Genomic DNA, 18671 nt, shown 5'->3' with positions numbered 1-18671 from the left:
CTCGGCGTCGGGCGAACCCCTACGCCCTCCCCAGCAACGGCGGCATCGGGCAATCGAGGATATCCGCCACCGCGCGCATCAGCTCCGCCTCGGCCACGCTGATATGGCCGTCGTACTCGATGCAGCGGGCCATGGCCTTGAGCAACTGCGGCTTCTGCAGCGGGCGCAGCTGCACCAGGCGCCGCAGCGCCACTTCCAGCTCGCGCAGGGTGCCGGCACGCGGGCGCTGGCGCGGGGCGAAGGGCAGGCCGGCCCAGGCCTGGGCGAAGGCCTGCTCGGTGTGCAGCGCGTCGGTGTTGTCGAGGCCGGCGAGGAAGGCCAGGAGCATGGCCGCCTCGTCGCCCAGCTCGGCCAGCGGCAGGTTGCCGATGCGCGCCGGGCCGGGGCGCAGGTTGCGTTCGACGATGCGCAGCAGCGTCCATTCCAGCGGCTTCACCCGGCGGTCGGCCTTGATCAGCAGCGCCATGTTGCCGCGCAGGGCCTCGTACTGCCCGTCGTCCAGCTGGCGCAGCGCCGGCATGGCGAGGTCCAGCAGGGGCAGGCGCAGGCCCGGGTCGAGGGCGCGCAGGCGCTCCTCCAGGCGGTCGAGCTGGAAGGCCACGCCCAGGTCCAGGCGCGGCTTGAGCAGTTGCAGCTGCTGCTCGCGGGCGGTCGCCCCGGCATCCAGCAGCAGGCCGTAGACCAGGGCCTGGGCGCCATCGACGGCATGGGCCGCCGCCTGCAGGCCGTCGTCCAGCCGCTGCAGGGTATGCCGGGCTTCCTCCAGGTGCGTCCCGGCGGGTTCGCCGATGGCCTCGACCGATGCCAGCGCCGCGCCCGAGGGGTAGCCGCGCAGGGCGGCGTTCCAGGTCTCGCGGTCCACCAGCGGGACGTCCAGGCGTGGCTCCAGCTTCGGGTAGCGGCCGTCCCAGCCCGGCTCGATGCGGCGGATGCGCGCCTCCAGCGGCGGGTGGGTGGCCAGGCCGAACCAGTGGCTGGCCAGGCCGTCGCTGAAGTACAGGTGGCTGAACTCGGCGCGGTGCAGGGCGCCGAGCAGCGAGCCGTAGCCGCCGACCTTCTTCAGCGCCCCGGCGATGCTGGCCGGGTTGCGGGTGAACTGCACGGCGGAGGCGTCGGCCAGGTACTCGCGCTGGCGGTTCACCGCGGCCTTGATCAGGCTGCCGAAGAAGGTGCCGAGCGAACCCAGCACCCACAGGCAGAGGCCGGCGACGAAGGCCAGCGCGATGAAGCCCAGGGCCGAGCCGGAGCCGGCGTCGTTGCCGGCGTTGCTGCGCTGCACGCGGATGCGCGCGACGTCGTCGGCCGTGTGGCTGTCCCACAGGCCGCGGACCATGGTCTCGCCGATCAGGCCCAGCAGCAGGATGCCGTGCAGCAGCGCCACCAGGCGGGTGTTCAGGCGCATGTCGCCGTGGTGGATGTGGCTGAACTCGTGGGCGATCACCCCCTGCAGCTCGTCGCGGCTGAGCAGGCCGATGGTCCCGCGGGTGACGCCGATGACCGCATCGCGCGGCGTCAGGCCGGCGGCGAAGGCGTTGATGCCGCCGTCCTCCAGCAGGTACACCGGCGGCACCGGGGTGCCCGAGGCGATGGCCATTTCCTCGACCACGTTGAGCACCCGGCGCTCGTCGGCGTCGCGGGCGTCCAGGTTGATCAGCCGGCCGCCCAGGCGCTCGGCCACGGCGCGGCCGCCCAGGCGCAGCTGGCGGTGCTTGTACCAGGCGCCGAGCACCACCACGCCGACCACCACCAGGGCCACCCACAGGTAGAGCTCGAGGTCGGGCAGGCGCTGCGGCGAGGTCCAGTGGCTGGCGGGCTCGCCGATATGGCGCCAGAGCCAGCCCAGGACCAGGCTGGTGAGCGTCACCAGGCTGGTCACCGCCATGGCCAGGAGCAGGATCAGCCGCCCGGTCTGGCGGCGGGCGCGGTCCTGGTGCTGGAAGAAGTTCATAGGGCCGGCCAGCGCTTAGAAGCTGACCTTGGGCGCATCCTGGATCTGCTGGCTGTCGGCGAACTCCAGCGAGGCGGCGTCGGCCTTGTGGCCGAAGTTGGCGGCCAGCAGCACGGCGGGGAACGACTGGCGGTAGGCGTTGTACTCCATCACCGCGTCGTTGTAGGCCTGGCGGGCGAAGGCCACTTTGTTCTCGGTGCTCGACAGCTCCTCGGTGAGCTGCTGCATGTTCTGCGAGGCCTTCAGGTCCGGGTAGGCTTCCAGTGTCACGTTGAGCCGCCCCAGCGCGCCGCCCAGGGCGCCCTCGGCGTTGGCCAGCTGGGCCAGTGCCGCGGGGGCGCCGGGCTGGCTGGCGGCGGCCTTGAGCCCGGCCACCGCGGCGTTGCGTGCGGCGATCACCGCTTCCAGGGTTTCCCGCTCGTGCTTGAGGTAGGCCTTGGCGGTTTCCACCAGGTTGGGGATCAGGTCGTAGCGCCGCTTGAGCTGCACCTCGATCTGCGCGAAGGCGTTCCGGTAGCGGGCGCGCAGGTTCACCAGGCGGTTGTAGATGGCGATGGCGCCGAAGAACAGCACGGCGAGGACGAGCAGTAGCACCAGGGAAGAAACCGACATGGGCAGTCCTTTTCGAGCGTCGGGAAGGTCCGCCGATGATAGCGGAAAGCCGCCGCCGGGCCAGCGGCCAGAGGCTGTGCTGCGCGCTGGCTCACAGCGCGTCGAGGTAGCCCGTGAAGCGCTCCGCCGGTTCCGCCCACAGCCCGGCGGCGCTCGCGCCCGGGTGCTCGGCCTGGTAGCGGCGCACCAGCTCCAGGCCCAGGGCGTAGCCGGCGTGGCGCGGGATGCCGGGGCCGCTGCCGAAGAACCAGGCGGCGTGGTCGTACTGCCCGTGCGCCAGTTGCCGGCGGGCCTGCTCGTGGATGGCGGCTGGCAGCTCGGCGGCGGCGTAGAAGGGCAGGTAGCCGGGGCGCAGCTCGCTCTCGAAGGCACAGGCCAGGCCTTCGCTGGCCAGCGCCTCGGCGAAGCTGCGGCCATAGCCCGGCCCGCTCCAGCGCGCGCAGTGGTGCAGTTCGTGGCCGAGCATGGCCAGCAGGTCGGCGTCGAAGACGCCGCTGGCGTTGAGCAGATGCAGGTGGATGCCCATGTCAGGCCTCCCGCAGGCCGATGCAGTTGCCCCAGGGATCGCGCACCTGGCACATGCGCCCGCCCTCGAGCAGGGCCAGCGGCCCGCGCCAGGGCTCGGCGCCCAGCGCCAGCAGGCGTGCACGTTCGCCGTCGAGGTCGGCGACGTGCCAGTACACCACCGAGCCCGCGGCACCGGCGGCGACCTTGGCGTCGGCGTTGACGATCTCCAGGGCCACCGCGCCCAGTTGCAGGTGGCCGAAGTCGTCGGGGACGTGCACCACGCGGCGTGCCGCGGGAAAGGCCTGGGCGTACCAGTCGGTGGCTGCGCGCCAGTCGGGCACGTGGATGAGCACGGAGACGATGGGGAAGTCGGTCATTTGTATCCAGTCTTTTCCATGTGCGGGGCCATCGGGCCCGGTCCCGGGGCGCTCACCTTAACTGCCGCCGGAGGGCCGGTCCAGGCGCGACAGCCGCGCCCTTGACGCTCCGCCGCCCAGGTGGTCAGATGCCCGCCGTTCCAGGTGCCTCGTGCCGCCGTGCGCGAGGTGAAACGGGAAGCCGGTGCGTCGCCCTTGGCGGCAAGTCCGGCGCTGCCCCCGCAACGGTAAGCGAGCGGGGCATCCACGAGGCCACTGTGCTCAGGCATGGGAAGGCGGATGCTCCACGATCCTCGCGAGCCCGGAGACCGGCCTGGAGCGTTGTTGGCAAACCCGCGGTGGGCGGGCGTGAGCCGGATTCCGGTCGCGCCCGCGCCGGAACTCGCTGCGCCGCCTGCGAAATTCCCATTTCGAGGCGATCACCTTGCATTTCCCCTTCCCTGAATCCGCACCCCGGCGCGCCCCGTGGCTGGCCGGCCTGTGCCTGAGCCCCTGCCTGCATGCCGCGCCCCTGGGGCTGCAGGACGAAATCGTCAGCGCCCCTTCGGTGGAGTCCACCACCGTCGCCGAGATGGCCCGCTACGGCAGCAAGCTCGAGGTCATCGAGCGCGAGCAGATCGAGCGCGCCGGCCCCAGCGCCGACGTCACCCGCGTGCTGCAGATGTACGTGCCGGGGCTATTCGTGGCGCCGAAGAACGGCCCCTTCGACTACGGCACCTACTCGCTGCTGGGCGGGCGCAACGACGACACCCTGATCCTGCTGGACGGCGTGCGCCTGAACAACCGCCTGTACGGCGGCCTCTACCTGGACACCCTGCCGACCGCCGCGGTGGAGCGCATCGAGGTGCTCAAGGGCGGCCAGGGCCTGCTGTTCGGCACCCAGGCGGTGTCCGGGGTGATCAACATCGTCACCCGCAGCGCGCGCAGCCGCGAGGCCTCCGGCGAGGTCAACCTGGGCCTGGACAGCTTCCGCGGACGCAGCGGCGACGCGCGGGTGGAGAAGGTGCTGACGAACGGCCTGGGCGACCTCGGCCTGCTGGCCTACGTCAGCCACAACCGCTCCGACGGCTACAAGCCGTTCCGCGAGCAGGACATGACCGCCACCGTCAGCGACAAGCGCCGCTCCTACGACGTCAACGTGTTCGGCGCCAAGGCCATCCAGGCCTTCGGCGACGATTCGCGCCTGGAGCTGTTCTACCAGTACGCCGACGCCGACCTGGACTACGCCCGCCCAGCCGACAACCACCACACGACCAACGACCGCATCCAGCAGATCGCCACCGCCACCTTCGAGCAGCACCTGGGCGAGGACTTCAGCTGGTTCGCCAAGGCCCACCTGAACGACTGGGACACAAGCTACACGCGCATCTACAACCTCGCCGGCGGCGGCACCCGGGTGCTCAACCACAACGACTACTGGGGCTTCACCGACTGGGGTGCGCAGCTGGAGGGCAAGGCGCGCCTGGCCGGCGGCCACGAACTGGTCTTCGGCAGCGACAACCAGTGGTACAAGGGCCAGGACGATGTCCTCATCATCGACAACGACAAGGCCGAGTCCCATGCCCTGTACGCGCAACTGCGCCCGCAGGTGGACCTGCTGCCGAACTGGCACCCCAGCCTGGGCGTGCGCCGCGAGGAAATGAGCGGCGGCGAGGGTGCCACCGTGTGGATGCTCACCTCGCTGTACGACCTCACCGACCAGCTCAAGCTGCGCGGCCAGCTGGGCACCGCCTTCAAGCTGCCCAACGCCGAGCAACTGTTCGTCAACGAGCCGGGCAGCGAGATCGGCAACCGCGACCTCAAGCCCGAGCGCAGCCGCAACGCCGAGCTGGGCCTGGACTACAGCGGCGCGCTGTTCGGCCAGCCGTGGAGCGGCAGCGTCACCGTCTTCCGCCGCGAGATCAGTGACCTCATCACCCTGGCCGGCGACCAGTGGGTGAACGGCGATGGCGAGATCGAGGTGCGCGGCATCGAGGCCAGCGGCCAGTGGCAACTGGGCGAGCATTGGCAGTTGGCCGCTGACGCCACGCGCAACCTGGTGGACACCCGCGAGGGCGTGACGGTGAACAACATCCCGCACTTCTTCGCCCGCACGCGGCTGGGCTACGACCAGGCCCCGTGGGGCTTCGGCGTGGCGGTGCGCTACGTCGGCTCCATCGTCAGCCCCCAGGGCGACGACTATGGCCACTACACGGTGCTCGACGGCGACGCCTACCGCTACCTGGACGGCGCGCGCCGCCACCGCCTGAGCCTGCTGCTGGAGAACCTGCTGGACCGCGACTACGCCACCAGCCGCACCAGCAACGGCATCCGCCAGGTGGACAACCTGGGCCGCCCGCGCAGCGCCGAGCTGCGCTACACCTTCAGCTTCTGAGGTGGCCATGGACCCGGCAGTGCTGATCGTCGGCCCCCTCGCGGGCGCCCAGGGCGAGGCCTTCCGCGCCGAGCTGCAAGCGCTGCGCGGGGCGTTGCAGCCGATCGACACCAGCGATGGCTTCGACGCCCTCTGGCCGGCCGTCCGCGCCCAGCTGCAGGCGGGCAGGGCGCTGCTGCTGGTGGACCTGGAGCCGGCCAGCGACGGCGCCTACCTCGACTGGCTGCGCGGCGAGGTGGCGCAACTGGCCGGCGACTACCCCCGGACGCCGTGCCCGCGGGTGACCGCCTCGGCCCTCGGCCGCCGTGGCCTGGATGCCCGGCTGGTGTGCGCGGCCATCGACGACGGCCGCCAGCAGCTGGATTGCCGCCACGCCGGCCCGGTGCCGGAGCAGCCGGACTGGTCGGCGCCGCCGCCGCACAAGCGCCAGGTCTTCCTCTGCACCGGCCCGCGTTGCGTGCGCCGCGGCGCCTTGCCGCTGTGGAAGACGCTGCGCCGCGAACTGGCCCGGCGCGGGCTGATCGAAACCGCCGAGGGCGTGCTGCTGACCCGCACCGGCTGCCAGTTCCCCTGCAACCGCGGGCCGCTGCTGACCGTCTACCCGGAGCGCTGCTGGTACGGCGTGCGCGACGAGGCCCAGGTGCTGCGCGTGGTGGAGCAGCACCTGGCGGGCGGCGAGCCGGTGGCCGAACTGCTGATCGAGGGGGCGCCATGAAGGGCTTGGCACTGCTGCTCGGATTGCTGCTGGCAGCACCGGCCCTGGCTGCCCAGGACTACCGCAACTGCGGCCAGGCCTGGCACCTGGCGCGCCCGGCCGAGCGCATCCTGGCGCTCAACCAGCACGCCGCCGACCTGCTGCTGGCGCTGGGCGCCGGGCCGCGGCTGGTGGGCGTGGCCTACCTCGACGACCCGGGGCCGGACCTGCAAGGTGGGCGCTACCGCGGCGTACCCGTGGTGTCGGCGCGCTACCCGTCCGCCGAGCTGCTCTACGCGCTGCGCCCGGACCTGGTGGTGGGCGGCTTCGCCACGGCCTTCGACGCGGGGCGCGGGCGCGCCGAGCTGGGCGCCGCCGGGATCGCCAGCTACCTGCTGGAGGCGGCCTGCGCGCAACGCACGGGAGATGGCTTCGGCAACGTGCGTGACGACCTGCTCACCCTGGGCCGGCTGCTCGGCGTCGAGGCGCGGGCCCAGCGGCTGATAAATGCCCAACAGGCCGACCTGCGCGCGGCCGCCGCCAGGGCCGCCGGCCATGCGCCGCTGCGGGTGTTCTACCTCGACAGCAGCGACGCCGGCCTGGCCAGCCAGGGCGGGCGTGGCTTCGTCAGCGAGCTGCTGCGCGCCGCCGGGGCGCGCAACCTGTTCGAGGCGGTGGCGCTGCGCGGCTACCTGGCCAGCCCCGAGGCGCTGCTGGCGGGCGACCCGGATGTGATCCTGCTGGCCGACGCGCGCTGGTCGCCGGCCGCGGAGAAGGTCCGCTACCTGCGCGCGCACCCGCTGCTGTCACGCCTGCGCGCGGTGCGCGAAGGGCGCTTCGTGACGCTGCCCTTCAGCCAGTTGGTGCCGGGGGCGCAAAGCGGCCGCGCGGCGCGCGAGCTGGCCGCCGCCCTGTACCCCTGAGCGCTCAGAAGCGCACGTCCACCACCACGCTGTCGGTGTAGGTCCCGGCGGGCGGGGTGGGTTGCTCGGGGAGGATTTCCGCGCGGTAGTCGAAGCCCTGGGCGGTGATGCCGTCGAGCTGGCCGGGGTTCGACTCGGCGCTGCCGTCGGGGCGGCGTTCGGCGCCCTGGGCGCCCCAGCGTTCGTTGCCGCCGGCCGACTTGTACAGCTCGTAGGCCAGGCGCGCGTTGCCGCTGGCCATGTGGCGCTGGCCGTTGCTGGCATGGCTGCCGTCGCTGAGGCCGACGCTGTAGTGCGCGCCCTTGGTGCAGCGCACCTGGATGCGCTGCTGCACCGGAAGGAAGCTGCTGACCAGGGGCGCGCTGCCGAAGTCGAGGGCGGGGGCGCTGAGCTGGCAATCGTTGCGGACGTTCAGCACCAGGCGCACCTGGGTGACCATGCCGTTGCCCCAGTTGCTCGGCTCCTGCAGGCAGACCGGGCCCAGGCAGCCGCCGCTGAGCCCCGGGCTGTTGTCCCAGCCCGGCCAGGCGCAGACGCCGAGGGCCTGGCCGGTGACGCAGATGCGCCAGTACCAGCGCAACTGCAGCGTGGCGACGTAGGTGCCCGCCGTCACGTTGGCCGAGCGCACCCGGGCATGCAGCGGGAAGGTGCGCAGGTCCAGGTGGCCGCTACCGACGAGGTTGGCATAGTCGTAGGTCACGCCCTGCCGCAGCATCTGCTTCAGCGAGGCGTCGGCGTACAGGTCGAAGGGGATCCTGTCGCCGGTCTTCGCATTGCGCAGGAAGCTGCCATCGAGGTTTTCCAGGCGCAGGCGCACCCAGTTCTGCCCGATGATCGCGCCGCTGCGCACGTCGCAGGCCATGCCGCCGCGGGTCTGAATCTGCAGCGGCTCGCGGGCGATGACCAGGGAGCTGTGGGTGCCGAAGTTGCTGTCGCCGGGCTGCATGCGGCATTGCTGGGCAGTGGTGGCCCAGGCTGACAGCGGGGCCAGGAGCAAAAGGGGCAGCAGCGGGCGTAGCCATGGGTTCATCGTCGACTCCGGGCTTCAGAGGCAGGGCAGCGGCCCCAGCTGCGCCAGTTCCTCGGCCGCGGGGTCCAGTTCGAAGGTGGCGCTGCAGGTGGCGCCGTCGGGCAGGCTCGCGCGCAGGCGGTTGCGCGCCTGCAGGTGCTCCAGGTAGACCAGCCCGTCCCAGCCGACGTAGGCGGCCCGGCCGTCGTCGCCGGCGACCTGCGTGCCCAGCGGCAGCGGCTGGCCGTGGCGGTCGTGCAGCAGCAGGCTGGCGGCCAGCATGCGCTGCACCGGAAAGCGCAGCAGGTAGCCGCTGCCGGCCCTGACCGCGACGCGCTGCTCGACCACCGGCGCCTCGACGTTGGAGGCCAGGCCGAGCGGGTCTATCTCGTACTTGCCGGGGTAGTAGGCGCTGCTCCAGGGCACCAGCAGGTGGCCGTTGGCGTCGGTCTGGCCGACCAGCTGGTTCTCGTAGCGCACCGGGATGCCGGGCTGGCCGTCGGTGCTCACCAGCACGAAGGCGTCCTGCACCTGGTTGGCGGCGAACAGCGCGCCGTCCATCCAGGCCAGCGAACCGCCGAGGTCGGCCCAGCGGGTGTAGTCGTCGGCGTTGCCGTACAGGCCGCCGCGGGCCTGCAGGTTCCGGCCGCGCCAGTGCAGCGCGGCCTGGTGCCAGTCGCCGCCCCCGCCGTTGTCGGCGTGGCCGAGGTTCCAGCCGAAGCCGCCTTCGCCGGGCAGCGCCTCGCTGTAGTCGACGCGCCGGCTGTTGCGGCCGTCGGCGCCGCGCTCGATGCCCATGCCGAGGGTGCCGCGCAGGTCGAAGGGGATCACCAGTTGCACCGCGCTGTTCCAGCGACCGTTGCCGAGTTCGCGGTTGGCGGACAGGTACAGGCTGGCCTCGCCCCACAGCGAGCGACCCCAGGACAGGTTGAGCAGGCGGGTGCGGCCGCCGTCGCCGGCCTCCACCTCGAAATAGCCGGCGCCCAGGCTGCCCCAGCCGTCCAATGCCACGCTGGCGCTGGCCTGGGTGCTGCGGCGGGTGGGCGAATAGCCGCGCTTCGGCGCAGTGTCGTCGCCGTTGCGGCGCCGCTGCCGTTCGTAGGCCAGGCGTGACAGGTCGGCGTAGTCGGCGTCGCGCTGGCTGCGCTGCACCGAGAAGTGGAAGCGGCGGGCGCTGTACTGGTAGCCGAAGCTGAACTGCCGGCCGCCGTCGCCCTCCAGCCGGCCATGGCCGGCCGCGGCGTTGAGCACGCCCAGGGTGCCCAGGCGCAGCACGCCGCCCAGCCCGCCCATGGCCAGGCCGGCGGCGCCCTCGGCCTGGGCCTCCAGGGTGAAGTGGTCGCTCAGGCCGTGGCGCAGCGAGGCGCTGGCGGCGCCGCTGCCGTAGGCGAAATCGTCCTGGCCGTAGCCCTGGCGCAGGCTGCCCAGGCTCGCGGCGAAGTCGCTGAGGCCCGGGCGCAGCAGTTCGCTGCTGACGTAGAAGGGCACGCTGGTGGAGACCTGGCGGCCGAGGGCGTCGGTGGTCTGCAGCACGGCCTGGCCGGCGCCGTTGACGTAGGGCAGGGCGCCGAGGCTGAAGGGGCCGGGTTGCAGTTCGTAGCGGCCGTTGCGGTAGCCGTCGACGAACAGCTCCAGGGTGCTGGGCAGCGCCGCCTCGCCGGCGAAGCGCGGCAGCGGGTAGGTGACGATGTCGGGACGGATGGCGAAGTCGCGGGACAGCTGCACCCCGCCCAGGCGCACCGGCGAGGCCCAGGCCTGCGAGCGGCTGACCAGGTCGCCGGCCTCGTAGGTCAGCGCGCGCTCCTCGTCGGCGAAGCGCCAGTGGCTGTCGTAGCGCAGGTAGCGGCTGCGCTGCGCCGGGCCGCCGAAGGGCTGCTGGTGGACGCCGCTGTGGCTGAATACGCCGAAGGGGCCGAACAGGCGCAGGTCGCTCCAGGCCGAGCGGGTGTCCTGGCCGTTCTGCGGGCTGCTGGCGTACAGCTGGTAGTTGAACAGGGCGCCGACGCTGCTGCGGGCCGGCACCCGGGCGCGCCGCGCCGCCGCGTCCAGCTGCTGCGGTGGCAGCCAGTGCGGCGGCACCTGCAGCAGCAGGCGCTGGCCCTGGGCGTCGTAGCTCGCCTGCACCCCCGCCAGCTCGCCGAGGTCGAGCCAGCCCGCCTGCGCCACCGGCAGGCCGAGGGTGCGCAGGTCGGCCGCGTCCATCCGCAGGCGGCCCTGCTGCAGGTCCACGGCCACCACCTTGCCGCTGGGCCGCAGGTTCACCACCAGCTCCAGGTACAGGCGCACGCTGTCGGCCAGCGCGCCCGCATCCCGCGGTGGCGGGGGCAGGGGCGCGGCCAGCGGGGCCTCGCCGTCGAGCAGGGCCAGGCCGGCGAACAGCAGGTGGCAGCGGCGCAGCGGCAGCCGGGCCATGCCGCGGTTCAGCGGGGCGCGGCGGCGATCTCGCCGCGTTCGCCATTGACCTCCGCCCACAGCCGCTCGCCACCGGCCAGCGGGCGCGGCAGTGGCCAGCGCATGTGGCTGCCGGGCAGCACGTAACCGAGCAGGCCCTCGTCCATGGCCAGGCTGGCGCCGTCCCGCTCGAAGGCCACCCGCGTCAGGCGGGCGTGGCGTGGCCCGCTGTTGCTGATCTCCAGGTAGGCCTTGCCGCCAGCCTCGACCTGGCGCCAGCCCAGCGCCGGGCGGCCCGCCTCGGCCGGCAGGCCGGGGCCGGCGAGGAACAGCGGCACCGAGTAGCGCATCTGGAAGCGGATGCCGCTGCCCCCCGGCCCTTGCGCCTCGTCCTGCGGGGTGGGCACCTCGTCGATGAGGATGCGGTAGGCGTGCTCCGTGCCGGCCGCGCTGGGCGCCAGGCGCGTCAGGCGCACCAGCTGGCGGGCGCCCGGCTCGACGCGGACCATCGGCGGGCTGCCGACCACCTCGCGCTGCGCCTGGTAGTGCTCTTCGCCGTCGCGCTGGCTCCAGGCGAAGATGCGCACCTGCAGCAGCGTGCTCCGGCTGCCGCGGTTCTCCAGCCAGAGCGCGCTGGCGCGCTGGTCGTGCTCCAGGCGCGGGTCGATCGGCCAGATGAGGATGGAGCTGCCGGCCCGCGCCGCGGCGGGCAGCAGCACGAGCAGTATGAGAAGCAGGGCGAAGGGCATCGGGGGGCTCCGGCTCGCTCACCACGACAGGGTCACGGTGAGCCGGTCCTGGTAGCGCCCGGCGGTCTGGTTGCCGGGCAGGCGGAGGGCGGCGTTGATCGGCAGCTGGATGGCACCGGGGGTGCTGTAGTCGATGGGTACGCTGGCGCCGACCGGGATTTCCTGGCTCAGGCCGGCATCGCGGTACAGGCGGTAGGCCAGCCGCGCCTGGCCGGCGCCCAGGTGGCGCAGGCCGCCCTCCAGGTGCTGGCCGCCGTCCACCGTCATGCGCAGCTTCACCCCCGGCGTGCAGCTGAGGCTGATGGCGTCGTTGGGCAGCAGCCGGGCGCTGATCGTCCCGCTGGTGCTGGAGGGGTGCCGGCCGAAGTCGAGGCGGCCGAAGTCGTTGCCACTGCCCGGCGCCGCCTGGTTGACCAGGCAGCCCTGGGTGACGCTGGCGGAGACGCGGAAGCTGGCCCGGGTCGCGGCGTCCGCCTGCTGCGCGCCGGCGTGGGCGAGCAGCAGGAGCAGCGCGGCCAGGGCGCGGCGGCGTGGCCTGGCAGGCACGCGGGGCGGCCGGGTAGGCGCTGGCATGGGCCGGCCGCGACCTCAGAATTCCAGGGTGACGGTCAGGGTGTCCCGGTAGGTGCCGCTGGGCAGGGCCCTGGCATTGGGCGCGATGGCGCCGTGGATGGGAACGTCGACGGGAGTGCCGTCGCTGGGAATGGCGAATTCGTACGTCTGGTCGGGCAGGTATTCCTGGGTGTACCCGGCGTCCACGTACAGCGAGTAGGCAATGTGCTCGCCGCTCTCGTTTTCCAGCGTCCGGTCGCCACGCAGGCCGCCGTCGACCTGCACATCGAAGGCGCCGATGCCCGGGTCGCAAGTGACCTGCAGGGCCCCGCCGCCGGTGCCGATCAGCTGGGCGCTCAGGGCGTTGCTCCAGGTCGGGCCGGCCCTGCCGAAGTCCAGGTGGCCGAACTGGTTGATCACGCCGCTGGCGCTGTTGCCCTGGCTCACCTGGCAGCCGCTGGCGATCTCGAGGGAAACCTCCACCTGGCCGCTGATCGCCGCCAGGGCCTGGCCCAGGGGCAGGGTGAGCAGGGTGGCGGCTAGGGCGTGGCTGAGCCTGTCATGCTTCATCGTCATGGCCTCGAAAAATGGGAGAGGCATTTTCCCAGGGGGCGACAGCGATGACGTGGGCGGATAGGGGGAGGGTGTTCGAGAAAGATGGGGGATGGGGCGGGGCGTGCGGGCCCCTGGGCGGGACCCGCGCGCCGAAGGGGCCGGTCAGGCCTTGCCGAGTCGCGGCCGATGCAGCGGAACGGCTTCCATCCACCAGCCGAAGACCAGGCCGACGGTGGTCCAGAGGATCGCCTGGATGCCCAGGGACACCAGGCGGAACTGCCACAGCAGGTCGGCCGGGAAGTCCGCCGGCACTTCGCGCACGGCCGGGAACAGCAGGCCGGCGACGGCGCAGATGCCCAGGTACACGGCCACGCCGGCGATGGCGCCGGTCCAGGCGCCGTGCTCGGCGAGCAGGCGGCGGGCCAGGTTCAGCGCGATGACGGCCGCGGCGATGGACAGGGCGATCATCAGGAAGAACAGTGCGGTGCGCTGGCGGATGCTCTCCGGGTCGCCCACCGACGGCGGGTTGGCCGGGTACTTCAGGCTCGGCATCAGGTACAGGGCGACGAAGGCCGCCAGGGCCAGCAGGGCGCTCAGCGCGCGCGGGCCCAGGCGCCCGGTGCGGCCCAGGGCGTAGGCGAACACCAGGGCGAACAGGCCGCCCATGGCGGCGCCGTAGACCACCACGCCGGTGAGCAGGCCGAAGCTGGCCTGGACCTCGCGGCTGACCAGCTCTTCCTCGTGGTCATGGGCGGCGCCGCTGGTGGCTTCGGCGGCCTCGTGCAGGGCCGACATCTGTTCTTCGAAGGCGATGGCGCGGTCCACCTGGGGTTCGCCGAAGACGAAGGCGAAGGCGAAGACGAGCAGGCCCGCCAGGACGCCGACGAGCATCCCGCGCAGCAGGAGTTTTCCAGTCATGTAGGGAATCCCCGGGGTCAGTGGCAGGGGAAGCCCAGCAGGTGGCGGCCGTCGTGGACGAATTCGTGCACGTACATGCCCTTGAACATCGAGGTGGCGCCCTGTTCGGCGCCGACGAAGTACAGCGCCAGGAGCAGCAGCAGGCCGCCGAAGATGGCCCAGGGCAGCAGTTCGGAAAGGGGGATGACGGGGAGCGATACGCCGGTATCGGCGTGGGTGGCTGAATGAGCCATGGAAACCTCCTAGGATTACGCGTCCTGAACGGTTGGCGATTTGTTTTTTTGCAGGGAAGGGTCTGACTCTCGGCCCGAGGACCGAATACAGTGGCGCGACCGTGCCGGGTTTTCACCGGCTTCCTTCCAGGTAACAAAGTGCTACGAGAGCGTCGGGCAGTGTAAACCCCGGCGCCTGCGAATGGGAGAGAATTCGATGCCGAGCCGCCTGAGCCTCGTCTGCCACGGGCGCACCGCCGCCCAGCGCCAGGGCCGCTTCGCCCAGCCCGACGAGCCGCTGGAGCCGGGCCAGGACGAACGCCTGGCCGAGCGCCGCGCCGGGCTCAAGGCGCCGCGGCGGCTGCTCTGCGCCCCCGAGCTGCGCGCCCGGCAGACCGCCGCCGCCTGGGAGGCCGAGCCACAGCTGCTGGAGGCCCTGCGCGACTGCGACTACGGCGCTTGGCGCGGGCAGAGCCTCCAGGCCCTGCAGGAAACCGCGGCGACCGGGCTGGCCGCCTGGCTGGCGGACCCCGCCAGCGCACCCCACGGCGGCGAGTCCCAGGTGCAGCTGTGCGAGCGCGTGGGCGCCTGGCTCGATGCCTTCGACGAGGACGGCCACTTCGTCGTCGTCAGCCACCCCGCGGTGCTGCGCGCGGCCGCGTTGCACGTGCTGCAGTCCGGCGCGGCGGCGTTCAATGCCATCGACGTCGAGCCGCTGGGCGTGCTGCGCCTGGTCCGCAACGGGCGCTGGCGCCTGCGTCTGTAGCGGGCCGCGGTCTATGCTCTGTGGGCCCATCGCCACGAGGAGACCGCCATGGCCAGCCATCCCCGCCTGATCCCCTGCCTGCGCTACCGCGACGCGCCGGCGGCCATCGACTGGCTGTGCGCGACCTTCGGCTTCGTCCGCCAGTTGGTGGTGGACGACGGCGAGGGCGGCGTGGCCCACGCGCAGCTGTGCCTGCCCGACGGCAGCGGCATGCTGATGCTGGGCTCGGCGGTGGACAATGAATACGGCCGGCTGATGCGCCGGCCCGAGGAGGTCGGCGGCTGCACCCAGAGCCTGTACCTGGTGGTGCCCGACGCCGAGGCCCTGTACCGCCGAGCGCTGGACGCCGGCGCGCGGATGGTCATCGACATCCGCGACGAGGACTACGGCGGCCAGGGCTTCACCTGCCGCGACCCCGAGGGGCACGTATGGAGCTTCGGCACCTACGACCCCTGGCATTGAACGACTGGTAGTGAACAAGAAGGAGCAAGGCATGAAAGAGGTGGTATTCGCCGATGGCGCGCGCGTTCCGGCCATCGGCCAGGGCACCTGGCGCCTGGGCGAGGACAGGGCGGCGCGCAAGCGCGAGGTGGCGGCCCTGCGCGAAGGCATCGAGCTGGGCCTGACGCTGATCGACACCGCCGAGATGTACGGCGAGGGCGGCTCGGAGGAGGTGGTCGGCGAGGCCATCGACGGCCTGCGCGAACAGGTCTTCCTGGTCAGCAAGGTCTACCCGCACAACGCCAGCGCCCGCGGCGTGCCGGCGGCCTGCGAGCGCAGCCTGCGGCGCCTGGGCACCGACTGCCTGGACCTCTACCTGCTGCACTGGCGCGGCCAGTACCCGCTGGAGGAAACCGTCGAGGCCTTCGAGCGCCTGCGCCTGGACGGCAAGATCCGCCGCTGGGGCGTCTCCAACTTCGACCTCGACGACATGCAGGAACTGGGCGCCCTGCACTGCGCCACCAACCAGGTGCAATACAGCCTGGAGGAACGCGGCATCGAATGGGACCTGCTGCCCTGGTGCCAGGAACAGCGCATGCCGCTGATGGCCTACTGCCCGGTGGGCCAGGGCGGCCGCCTGCTGCGCAACGCCGCCCTGCGCGAAGTGGCCGAACGCCATGGCGCAACTCCGGCGCGGGTGGCCTTGGCCTGGTTGATTCGCCAGGAGGGGGTGATCGCTATACCCAAGGCGGTGGAGGCCGCGCACATCCGCGACAACGCCGCGGCACTGCAGCTGCGGCTGGACGAGGAAGACCTGGCGAAGCTGGACGCGGCCTTCCCGCCGCCAAGGCGCAAGACGCACCTGGCGGTGGTCTGAGGTAGGGGGGCTCGCGCTTTTCGTAGGAGCGAGCTTGCTCGCGAACGGTGCCTCCCGGATATGCAGGTGTTCGGGCGTGGCTCCGCCCCCTCTCCCTAACCCTCTCCCTGAAGGGAGAGGGGACCGTTCGGCGCGCTCTGGTTTTCTCGAGTCAGCCGGCAGGCGCGGTGATTTCCGGCAGAAACCATTTCCTCTCTCGGCACGGACAAGCTCCCTCTCCCTTCAGGGAGAGGGCTGGGGAGAGGGTGCTCTTCAGTACAGGCACCACCCCGACAGAACACCCTCCGCAAGCCACCCCACCCGACCACCGTCCTGTAAAAATCCCCACCACCATGATAAGAAGCGCCCATCAGCAAGCTGGAGGCAGTCATGGGCAAGTTGCGTGTCGGGGTGATTTTCGGTGGGCGTTCGGCGGAGCACGAGGTGTCGCTGCAGTCGGCGAAGAACATAGTCGATGCCCTGGACCGCTCGCGGTTCGAGCCGGTGCTGATCGGCATCGACAAGGAAGGCCGCTGGCACCTCAACGATGCCTCCGACTACCTGCTCAACCAGGAGAACCCGGCGCTGATCGCGCTCAACCGCTCCAACCGCGAGCTGGCCGTGGTGCCCGGCAAGGCCGAGCGGCAGCTGGTGGAGACCGGCAGCCGCCAGCTGCTGGACCACGTCGACGTGATCTTCCCCATCGTCCACGGCACCCAGGGCGAGGACGGTTGCCTGCAGGGCCTGCTGCGCATGGCCGACATCCCCTTCGTCGGTTCCGACGTACTCGGCTCGGCCATCTGCATGGACAAGGACGTGAGCAAGCGCCTGCTGCGCGACGCCGGCATCGCCATCACCCCCTTCGTCACCCTGACCCGCGCCAGCGCCGCGCGCATGCCCTTCGCCGAGGCGCAGCGCCGCCTGGGCCTGCCGCTGTTCGTCAAGCCGGCCAACCTGGGCTCCTCGGTGGGCGTCAGCAAGGTCGAGGACGAGGCCGGCTACGATGCCGCCGTGCAGCAGGCCCTGGCCTTCGACGACAAGGTGCTGGTGGAGGCCGCGGTGAAGGGCCGCGAGATCGAGTGCGCGGTGCTCGGCAACGACGCGCCCATCGCCAGCGGTTGTGGCGAGATCGTGGTGCGCGGCGGTTTCTACTCCTACGACAGCAAGTACATCGACGAAGACGCCGCCCGGGTGGTGGTGCCGGCGGACATCGACGCCCGGGCCAGCGAACGCATCCGCCAGCTCGCCGTGGAGGCCTTCCAGGTGCTGGGCTGCTCGGGCCTGGCGCGGGTCGACGTGTTCCTCACCGACGACGGCGAGGTGCTGGTCAACGAACTCAACTCGCTGCCCGGCTTCACCCGCATCAGCATGTACCCCAAGCTCTGGCAGGCCGCCGGCATGAGCTACAGCGAGCTGGTCAGCCGGTTGATCGACCTGGCCCTCGAACGCCACGCCGCGCGCCGCCGCCTGCAGACCAGCCGCTGAGGCGGGGCCGGCTAGCCCGGCAGCTCCTCCAGGGTGCGCTGGTGCGCGGCTTCGAGCAGTGCCTGGGCATCTGCGTGGAGCATGCGCAAGGTCGTGCTCCAGCGCGCCAGGTCCCACTGCGAGGCGCTGGCGGCGGGGTGGTCTTCGAGCAGGTCGAGCAGGCCGCCGAGCGCCCGCAGGCGCTGCAGGGCCGTGTCGAGCAGCTGCGTCGCGGGGGCCAGCGCGTCGATGTAAAGCACTTCGCAGAAGGCCTGCGAGCTTTCCGGCAGAGGTTTGAATTCATGAACCCTGAAAGTCTCTTGCCGGGCGCTCGACCGGGCTTTCTCGCCGCGGAGGGGCGCGGGCTTGGAAGGGAACTGGTGCATTTCCTTACGCTCCTTGGACCGGGTGGAGCCCGCCGCTGCCGTTGCGACACGGGGGGGCGGCGGGCCGTGCAGGGGTCGCAAACCGGAGGTCCAAGGAGAGTTCCGGCCAGGCGGAAGCCTGCCCTGCACGGCCAGCCATAACCAAGGCAAGCGTGACGCACGTGGCGCCTTGCTTTGATTTCTGCTGCTGCTGTGCTGAAGGACCTTTGGGTTGCGACACCCTGTCATGGCAAATGCCATGACGCCGGGAAGACTAACGAGCCGGGCTGTGGGAGCTGGGCGTTATGTGCTGTAGGGGGATTCCTTGATAAGGTTTTTCTCAGGGGAGTTCTCGGTTTGCCGGCGCCGTGACCGCCGGCTGCAATTTTGCCGGCCCAGCCTCTACACTCCCCGAAGCTACATTGGCCACGCTAAGGAGCCAGACGATGAGTTCTTCCTCGCGGACGGTATGGGCAGCTGCGCTGGCGGCGCTGCTGGTTGCTGTTGTTCCGGTCGCACATAGCCCGGCCTGGGCCGAGGACGCCGCGCCGCCCAGCGGCATGGAGGCGGACGACCAGCAGGGCCCGCTGGGCGACCTCGGCGAATACGGCCGCCTGGCCGAGGAGTCGCTCGACGCGGTGGGCGCCGACGACTTCGCCACCGCCCGGGCCAAGGTCGACACCCTGCAGGCCAAGTGGCGCGCCGCCGCCGCCGAGCTCAAGCGCAGGAGCCCGGAGGACTGGAAGGCCGCCAACGCGGCAGTCGAGGGCGCGGTGCGGGAGCTGCATGCCAAGGCCCCGGATAAGGATCGCAGCCTGGACGCGCTGAACACCCTGCTGTCCACCTTCAACGACATCCAGGGCATCAGCGACTGACGCCCGCCGGGCCGGGGCCCGCCGACGGCCCCGGCCCGGCAGCTCGTCGGCATCGGCGGCGGGCGCCGCTCAACGAAATCCTC

The 18671-nt window shown here is 71.7% G+C and carries 20 protein-coding genes and 1 riboswitch; of the genes, 8 read left to right on the top strand and 12 right to left on the bottom strand.

Translation table 11 applies throughout. From position 1 onward, the window contains the following. Positions 1-19: 19 nt before the first annotated feature. The 4 genes from VV867_RS20420 to VV867_RS20405 form a co-directional block, all read right to left on the bottom strand. Entirely contained in the window at positions 20-1948 is a 1929-nt protein-coding gene (locus tag VV867_RS20420; protein ID WP_328567404.1) for a M48 family metallopeptidase, read from the bottom strand. A gap of 15 nt (positions 1949-1963) precedes the next feature. After that, positions 1964-2560: a LemA family protein gene (locus tag VV867_RS20415; RefSeq protein WP_109933485.1), complete on the bottom strand. Its 597-nt coding sequence runs from the start codon at positions 2558-2560 to the stop codon at positions 1964-1966. A 91-nt stretch (positions 2561-2651) separates the two neighbouring features. Beyond that, a complete protein-coding gene (locus VV867_RS20410; protein ID WP_328567403.1) occupies positions 2652-3086 on the bottom strand; it encodes a DUF2268 domain-containing putative Zn-dependent protease in 435 nt (144 codons plus the stop codon). Between the two features lies 1 nt (position 3087). Continuing rightward, positions 3088-3444, bottom strand: coding sequence for a VOC family protein (locus VV867_RS20405; protein WP_328567402.1), 357 nt, complete (start codon positions 3442-3444; stop codon positions 3088-3090). A gap of 125 nt (positions 3445-3569) precedes the next feature. Further along, positions 3570-3775, top strand: a riboswitch (cobalamin riboswitch). A 93-nt stretch (positions 3776-3868) separates the two neighbouring features. On the opposite strand from VV867_RS20405, the gene VV867_RS20400 reads away from it, so the two are divergent. From VV867_RS20400 to VV867_RS20390, 3 genes are read left to right on the top strand one after another with little or no spacing between them, the layout of a single operon-like run. Beyond that, the gene (locus VV867_RS20400) at positions 3869-5818 is read left to right on the top strand and encodes a TonB-dependent receptor plug domain-containing protein (protein WP_442965043.1); all 1950 of its coding nucleotides are present in this window, start codon (positions 3869-3871) and stop codon (positions 5816-5818) included. Positions 5819-5825: 7 nt separating this feature from the next. Further along, on the top strand, positions 5826-6533 hold the full coding sequence (locus tag VV867_RS20395) for a (2Fe-2S) ferredoxin domain-containing protein (protein ID WP_328567401.1): 708 nt from the start codon (positions 5826-5828) through the stop codon (positions 6531-6533). Next, positions 6530-7435: an ABC transporter substrate-binding protein gene (locus tag VV867_RS20390; RefSeq protein WP_275627108.1), complete on the top strand. Its 906-nt coding sequence runs from the start codon at positions 6530-6532 to the stop codon at positions 7433-7435. The genes VV867_RS20395 and VV867_RS20390 overlap by 4 nt, the downstream gene beginning before the upstream one ends. 4 nt (positions 7436-7439) lie before the next feature. Here VV867_RS20390 and VV867_RS20385 read toward each other — a convergent pair whose 3' ends face one another. The 7 genes from VV867_RS20385 to VV867_RS20355 all read right to left on the bottom strand — a co-directional run bounded on the left by VV867_RS20385 (position 7440) and on the right by VV867_RS20355 (position 13842). Further along, a complete protein-coding gene (locus tag VV867_RS20385) occupies positions 7440-8465 on the bottom strand; it encodes a Csu type fimbrial protein (protein WP_328567400.1) in 1026 nt (341 codons plus the stop codon). Positions 8466-8480: 15 nt separating this feature from the next. Beyond that, entirely contained in the window at positions 8481-10856 is a 2376-nt protein-coding gene (locus tag VV867_RS20380; RefSeq protein ID WP_275627106.1) for a fimbria/pilus outer membrane usher protein, read from the bottom strand. Between the two features lie 8 nt (positions 10857-10864). Further along, positions 10865-11584, bottom strand: coding sequence for a fimbrial biogenesis chaperone (locus tag VV867_RS20375; protein ID WP_328567399.1), 720 nt, complete (start codon positions 11582-11584; stop codon positions 10865-10867). Between the two features lie 18 nt (positions 11585-11602). Then, positions 11603-12130 carry a Csu type fimbrial protein gene (locus VV867_RS20370; RefSeq protein ID WP_158546412.1) on the bottom strand — a complete coding sequence of 176 codons (528 nt, stop codon included), beginning with the start codon at positions 12128-12130 and terminating at the stop codon, positions 11603-11605. 42 nt (positions 12131-12172) lie between these two features. Then, the gene (locus tag VV867_RS20365) at positions 12173-12706 is read right to left on the bottom strand and encodes a Csu type fimbrial protein (protein WP_328567398.1); all 534 of its coding nucleotides are present in this window, start codon (positions 12704-12706) and stop codon (positions 12173-12175) included. Positions 12707-12853: 147 nt separating this feature from the next. Continuing rightward, the gene (locus VV867_RS20360) at positions 12854-13609 is read right to left on the bottom strand and encodes a CbtA family protein (protein ID WP_328567397.1); all 756 of its coding nucleotides are present in this window, start codon (positions 13607-13609) and stop codon (positions 12854-12856) included. Between the two features lie 17 nt (positions 13610-13626). Next, positions 13627-13842, bottom strand: a complete 216-nt coding sequence (locus VV867_RS20355; RefSeq protein ID WP_061561196.1) for a CbtB domain-containing protein — start codon at positions 13840-13842, stop codon at positions 13627-13629. A gap of 196 nt (positions 13843-14038) precedes the next feature. Between VV867_RS20355 and VV867_RS20350 the strand changes: the two genes are divergently transcribed. The 4 genes from VV867_RS20350 (at position 14039) to ddlA (ending at position 17369) form a co-directional block, all read left to right on the top strand. Beyond that, positions 14039-14587, top strand: a complete 549-nt coding sequence (locus VV867_RS20350; RefSeq protein ID WP_109934823.1) for a histidine phosphatase family protein — start codon at positions 14039-14041, stop codon at positions 14585-14587. Between the two features lie 48 nt (positions 14588-14635). Beyond that, positions 14636-15049, top strand: a complete 414-nt coding sequence (locus VV867_RS20345) for a VOC family protein (RefSeq protein WP_089391631.1) — start codon at positions 14636-14638, stop codon at positions 15047-15049. A gap of 31 nt (positions 15050-15080) precedes the next feature. Beyond that, complete coding sequence (locus VV867_RS20340) at positions 15081-15905, top strand: aldo/keto reductase (protein WP_109934822.1); 825 nt, start codon at positions 15081-15083, stop codon at positions 15903-15905. Between the two features lie 369 nt (positions 15906-16274). Continuing rightward, positions 16275-17369 carry a D-alanine--D-alanine ligase gene (ddlA, locus tag VV867_RS20335; RefSeq protein ID WP_328567396.1) on the top strand — a complete coding sequence of 365 codons (1095 nt, stop codon included), beginning with the start codon at positions 16275-16277 and terminating at the stop codon, positions 17367-17369. Positions 17370-17380: 11 nt separating this feature from the next. On the opposite strand, the gene VV867_RS20330 is transcribed toward ddlA, so the two are convergent. Continuing rightward, complete coding sequence (locus VV867_RS20330; RefSeq protein ID WP_328567395.1) at positions 17381-17608, bottom strand: hypothetical protein; 228 nt, start codon at positions 17606-17608, stop codon at positions 17381-17383. Positions 17609-18159: 551 nt separating this feature from the next. Between VV867_RS20330 and VV867_RS20325 the strand changes: the two genes are divergently transcribed. Next, positions 18160-18588: a hypothetical protein gene (locus VV867_RS20325; RefSeq protein ID WP_328567394.1), complete on the top strand. Its 429-nt coding sequence runs from the start codon at positions 18160-18162 to the stop codon at positions 18586-18588. Positions 18589-18671: the final 83 nt, after the last annotated feature.

It is taken from the genome of Pseudomonas sp. JH-2, from assembly GCF_036231725.1.
GTDB classification, from domain to species: Bacteria; Pseudomonadota; Gammaproteobacteria; order Pseudomonadales; family Pseudomonadaceae; genus Pseudomonas; species Pseudomonas delhiensis.
The sequence above is the reverse complement of the archived record's forward strand: the minus strand, read 5'-3'. Positions and strand labels throughout refer to the sequence as shown.

Bases quoted from the DNA above. Each gene is read 5' to 3' on its own strand.
- VV867_RS20420 (WP_328567404.1), bottom strand. From the start codon at position 1,948: ATGAACTTCTTCCAGCACCAGGACCGCGCCCGCCGCCAGACCGGGCGG.
- VV867_RS20415 (WP_109933485.1), bottom strand. From the start codon at position 2,560: ATGTCGGTTTCTTCCCTGGTGCTACTGCTCGTCCTCGCCGTGCTGTTC.
- VV867_RS20410 (WP_328567403.1), bottom strand. From the start codon at position 3,086: ATGGGCATCCACCTGCATCTGCTCAACGCCAGCGGCGTCTTCGACGCC.
- VV867_RS20405 (WP_328567402.1), bottom strand. From the start codon at position 3,444: ATGACCGACTTCCCCATCGTCTCCGTGCTCATCCACGTGCCCGACTGG.
- VV867_RS20395 (WP_328567401.1), top strand. From the start codon at position 5,826: ATGGACCCGGCAGTGCTGATCGTCGGCCCCCTCGCGGGCGCCCAGGGC.
- VV867_RS20390 (WP_275627108.1), top strand. From the start codon at position 6,530: ATGAAGGGCTTGGCACTGCTGCTCGGATTGCTGCTGGCAGCACCGGCC.
- VV867_RS20385 (WP_328567400.1), bottom strand. From the start codon at position 8,465: ATGAACCCATGGCTACGCCCGCTGCTGCCCCTTTTGCTCCTGGCCCCG.
- VV867_RS20380 (WP_275627106.1), bottom strand. From the start codon at position 10,856: ATGGCCCGGCTGCCGCTGCGCCGCTGCCACCTGCTGTTCGCCGGCCTG.
- VV867_RS20375 (WP_328567399.1), bottom strand. From the start codon at position 11,584: ATGCCCTTCGCCCTGCTTCTCATACTGCTCGTGCTGCTGCCCGCCGCG.
- VV867_RS20365 (WP_328567398.1), bottom strand. From the start codon at position 12,706: ATGAAGCATGACAGGCTCAGCCACGCCCTAGCCGCCACCCTGCTCACC.
- VV867_RS20360 (WP_328567397.1), bottom strand. From the start codon at position 13,609: ATGACTGGAAAACTCCTGCTGCGCGGGATGCTCGTCGGCGTCCTGGCG.
- VV867_RS20355 (WP_061561196.1), bottom strand. From the start codon at position 13,842: ATGGCTCATTCAGCCACCCACGCCGATACCGGCGTATCGCTCCCCGTC.
- VV867_RS20350 (WP_109934823.1), top strand. From the start codon at position 14,039: ATGCCGAGCCGCCTGAGCCTCGTCTGCCACGGGCGCACCGCCGCCCAG.
- VV867_RS20345 (WP_089391631.1), top strand. From the start codon at position 14,636: ATGGCCAGCCATCCCCGCCTGATCCCCTGCCTGCGCTACCGCGACGCG.
- VV867_RS20340 (WP_109934822.1), top strand. From the start codon at position 15,081: ATGAAAGAGGTGGTATTCGCCGATGGCGCGCGCGTTCCGGCCATCGGC.
- ddlA (WP_328567396.1), top strand. From the start codon at position 16,275: ATGGGCAAGTTGCGTGTCGGGGTGATTTTCGGTGGGCGTTCGGCGGAG.
- VV867_RS20325 (WP_328567394.1), top strand. From the start codon at position 18,160: ATGAGTTCTTCCTCGCGGACGGTATGGGCAGCTGCGCTGGCGGCGCTG.